The organism is Clostridium celatum DSM 1785, assembly GCF_000320405.1.
Classification (GTDB): domain Bacteria; phylum Bacillota; class Clostridia; order Clostridiales; family Clostridiaceae; genus Clostridium; species Clostridium celatum.
Genome location: NZ_KB291639.1, coordinates 1 through 3,933, shown reverse-complemented (window position 1 = coordinate 3,933; position 3,933 = coordinate 1). Strand labels below are relative to the sequence as shown.

3 protein-coding genes are annotated in these 3,933 nt (G+C 27.5%); all 3 read left to right on the top strand.

Annotated elements, in window-relative coordinates; genetic code table 11:
• The first annotated feature begins 403 nt into the window (after positions 1-403).
• The 3 genes from HMPREF0216_RS16275 (at position 404) to galU (ending at position 3,792) form a co-directional block, all read left to right on the top strand.
• Positions 404-2,167 carry a CotH kinase family protein gene (locus tag HMPREF0216_RS16275; RefSeq protein WP_051040675.1) on the top strand — a complete coding sequence of 588 codons (1,764 nt, stop codon included), beginning with the start codon at positions 404-406 and terminating at the stop codon, positions 2,165-2,167.
• A 456-nt stretch (positions 2,168-2,623) separates the two neighbouring features.
• Positions 2,624-2,920: a hypothetical protein gene (locus HMPREF0216_RS07055; protein WP_005213003.1), complete on the top strand. Its 297-nt coding sequence runs from the start codon at positions 2,624-2,626 to the stop codon at positions 2,918-2,920.
• Positions 2,905-3,792 carry a UTP--glucose-1-phosphate uridylyltransferase GalU gene (gene galU / locus HMPREF0216_RS07050; RefSeq protein ID WP_005213002.1) on the top strand — a complete coding sequence of 296 codons (888 nt, stop codon included), beginning with the start codon at positions 2,905-2,907 and terminating at the stop codon, positions 3,790-3,792. The genes HMPREF0216_RS07055 and galU overlap by 16 nt, the downstream gene beginning before the upstream one ends.
• The last annotated feature ends 141 nt before the right edge of the window (positions 3,793-3,933 follow it).

The following is a 3,933-nucleotide window of genomic DNA, read 5'->3' as shown; positions in this document are numbered from 1 at the left end:
TCTACAATAGCTTTAGCTTGTACATTTGAATCAGCTGCATAAGTAGTTGTTACATTTCCAAAAATTAAGAACTTGTTACTAAAGTAGCCATTAACATTGCTAGAATTTTATTTCTTTTCATAAATTAAATCTCTCCCTCTTATTATGTTATGATTTATATATTTTGGAATTTAGAATTTTCTAACAAACGCTTAATAACGTTTACATTTTTTATTATATAACAAATTTTACATAAGTCAACAAAAAAACTCAAAAAATACAATATAAATTTGAAATTAAATTTCAAAAACGATTTTACCTAAATAAAAATATTGTAATTATTTATAAAATATAGAAAATAACTCATAAAAAGGTTATAATTAAATTGATTTATTATAACTATGGAGAATAAGGAGAGATGTTTATGAAAAGAGGGATGTGTACTTTTTTAATTTTTACTACATTAGTGTCTACAGCTGTAGCTACTAATGCACAAGTAATTAAAGTTTCTAATGATAATGAAGAAGTAGAAAATTTTGAAAGTAAAGCATGGAGTAATATTTATTCTTTTGGATTTTATGCTAAAAATAATCCAGAAGTATTAAATAGTGATATTTTGGGATATATTTCGAAAAATAATGAAATTTTATGTGTTGTACCTAATGACGTGGATATTAGTAAATTAGTGGCTACATTTGGGGCAAGCTCAACAAATGTAACAATAGATGGAGTAGGTCAACAAAGTGATGTTACAGTTAATGATTTTTCTAATCAATTAACTTATACAGTTGGGGGAAATAATACCTACATTGTAAACGTTGTAAAATCTGACTTACCAACTATGGAGATAAATACTGAAAATGGACAAGCAATAACTTCTAAAGAGGATTATGTTAATGCATCTATGAAACTTACAGGGACGGAAGAGATAACTGAAGGCTTATTTGATGGAAGTATTCAAATTAGGGGCAGAGGAAATAGTACATGGGGAATGGCTAAAAAGCCTTATAGAATAAAGCTTGGAAAGAAAAGCAATCTTTTAGGAATGGGTGTTGAAAAGGATTGGGTGCTTCTAGCAAACTATTCTGATAAAACATTAGTAAGAAATAAGTTAGCATTAGATTTAGCTGCTGAAATGGGAATGGAATATACATCAGAATCAAGATATGTTAATGTAATATTAAATGGAGAATATATTGGGAACTACTTGCTTTGTGAACAAGTAGAGGTATCAGAAACTAGAGTAGATATAGATGAGTTAGAAGATACAGACACATCAGAAGATATGATTACAGGTGGATACCTATTTGAAGTTGATTATAGATTTGATGCTGATACATGCTATAAATCATCTTTAGGAGTTCCATTTACATTTAAAAGTCCTAAGTTGCCTAATAAGGAGCAATATAATTATGTAACAAATTATATCGAAGAAACAGAAAAAGCTCTAACTTCAAAGGATTTTCACTATAATGGAAAGCATTATAGTGAATATATAGATGTTGATAGCTTTATAGATTATTATTGGATAAATGAAGTATTTAAGAATTGGGATGCAGCATTCCGTACAAGTGTGAATATGTATAAACCAAGAGATGGTAAACTTACAATGGGACCAATATGGGATTTCGATATTGCTGCTGGAAATGCAGACTTTAAAGATTTCCAACCACAACTTGATAACACATCAGTAACAGATTGGTGGATGAGATATGAAGGATGGTATGGAGTATTATTTAATGACCCTGAATTTGTAGAAAAGGTTAATAATAGATTTTGGGAGCTTATAGATGTTTTTGAAGGTATAGAAGAAAAAATTAATACTTACACAGAGACAATAGAAAATTCACAAAGTATTAATTTTAAGAGATGGAGCATATTAGGACAATATGTATGGCCTAATGTTTTTGTTGGTAAGACTTATGAGGAAGATGTTAATTATTTAAAAAATTGGTTTAATGGTAGAATTGAATGGCTAAAAGAAAATGTACCACAACCAGAAACACCAGAGGAAAAGCCAGATGAAAATGTTGATTTTGATATAAATAAAGATGGTAAAGTAAACGTAGGTGATGTTGCAGTAATATCTAAGAATTATGGAGTTTACAACAAGGCAATGGATTTAAATAAAGATGGAAAAGTAGATAAAGAAGATATAGCTATTTTAATGGATGAATTATTAAAATAATATATTTAACTATAAAACTTAAACTTAAATTTAAATAGATATACTTAGGAAATTAAGCCTATTATCTCTTTTTAGGGATAATAGGCTTTTTAGTATATAAAAATTAAATTATTTATTGAAAGTAATAAATTAAATTGTACTATTTTAAGAAATGATAATTAGTAAATAGGTATTTTGATTAAATAATAGTAAGTAAGGGGCTAAATATAATAAATGCAATTTATGTCGAAAGATGACTAAAGTTAACAATATAAAATATTAATTAGTAGTGATATAATAATTTAGTAAAAGTTAAGTTATTTTGTACAAAAACTTAACTTTTTATTAAATATATGAATTATCATAGAAGTATAAACATTTTGTATGATATAATTACTTTCTTATAATATGAGAGTAAATTTTTAATTATTTATATTATTGGATTAAAGATTTTATTTTTGGAAGAAGGTAAAAGTGATGAAAAAATATATGAATAAATATATGAAGGTAATTATACCAATAATTTTAGCTATAACTATTATAAGTAATATTATTGTTATATGGGGATTTTATGTTAAGTCACTTGGGATAAATATAGAAAAATGCTTGGAGGGGTCTCCTACAAGAATTATAATATTAATTATAGGACTAATAATTTTTATAGTAGCTGAAAGTGTAGCAGTATTTTTCATTGCAAAGGAAGAAAAAAAGCTTAGCTATAAGTTTAATAATATTGTATATAAAAGAGAGGAAAAGGGATGGAAAAGAAAATAAGAAAGGCAATAATTCCAGCAGCAGGTCTTGGAACTAGATTTTTACCGGCAACAAAAGCACAACCAAAGGAGATGCTTCCAATAGTTGATAAGCCAACATTACAATACATAATTGAAGAATGTGTAGCATCTGGAATTGAAGAAATACTTATAATAACAGGAAGAAATAAAAAGAGTATAGAAGATCATTTCGATAGAAGTGTTGAGCTTGAAATGGAGCTTGAAAAGGCTGGTAAGCAAGAAATGCTTAAGATGGTTAGAGATATATCAGATATGGTTAATATACACTTTATAAGACAAAAAGAACCTAAAGGTCTTGGCCATGCTATTCATTGTGCAAAAACTTTCGTAGGAGATGAGCCTTTTGCAGTTCTTTTAGGTGATGATGTTGTTTATAATGAAGAAAAGCCATGTTTAAAACAACTTATGGATTGTTACAAAGAGTATAAGACATCAGTTTTAGGTGTACAAACAGTAGCTGCAGAAGATGTTAATAAATATGGAATAGTTGGTGGACTTCATATTGAAGATAGAGTATATAAAGTTAAAGATTTAGTGGAAAAGCCATCAATAGAAGAAGCTCCAACGAATATTGCAATATTAGGTAGATATATTATAACTCCTAAAATATTTGAAATATTAGAAAATACTAAGCCTGGTAAGGGTGGTGAAATCCAACTTACAGATGCATTACTTAAGTTAATTGAAGAAGAAGCTATGTATGCATATGATTTTGAAGGTAGAAGATATGATGTAGGAGATAAGTTAGGTTTCTTACAAGCAACTGTTGAATATGCTCTTAGAAAACCAGATTTAAGAGATGGATTTATTCAATATTTAAAAACAATAATAGATTCTGAAACTTCAAAATAAAAGTATAGACACTGATGTTAATAGCTATTAGATAGCATAAAAATAGATGATTATTTAATAATAAAATGAATTTATAAAGAGTTTGTATCAAAAAATATGATACAAGCTCTTTTGTGTGTGCCCAGCATGGGCAACAACTTG

What these genes read in the sequence shown, in the direction of transcription:
- galU (WP_005213002.1), top strand. Translation starts at nt 2,905, where the DNA reads ATGGAAAAGAAAATAAGAAAGGCAATAATTCCAGCAGCAGGTCTTGGA.
- HMPREF0216_RS07055 (WP_005213003.1), top strand. Translation starts at nt 2,624, where the DNA reads ATGAAAAAATATATGAATAAATATATGAAGGTAATTATACCAATAATT.
- HMPREF0216_RS16275 (WP_051040675.1), top strand. Translation starts at nt 404, where the DNA reads ATGAAAAGAGGGATGTGTACTTTTTTAATTTTTACTACATTAGTGTCT.